Here is a 242-nt window from a genome sequence, read left to right on the forward strand (position 1 = left end):
TGTCCGAAACCCCCGATCAGGCGCGCGCGATCGCCGCGGTCCGCTCGGACCTCGCCAGTGGCACGCCCAGGGACCGGCTGATCGTCGGCGATGTCGGCTACGGCAAGACGGACGTGGCGTTGCGCGCCGCCGCGCTGGTCGCGCTGGCAGGCCGTCAGGTCGCGCTCGTCGCGCCGCCCACCGTGCTCGTCCGCCAGCATCTCGATACGATGCGCGCGCGCTTTGCGGGATCGGGCTACGAG

At 73.1% G+C, this 242-nt stretch carries 1 protein-coding gene; it reads left to right on the forward strand.

The annotated features are described in order from the left end of the window. On the forward strand, window positions 1-242 hold a 242-nt coding region (locus AC0CH3_RS17915; RefSeq protein ID WP_465238139.1), incomplete at both ends, for a DEAD/DEAH box helicase.

The organism is Sphingomonas sp. AC449 (genome assembly GCF_979253475.1).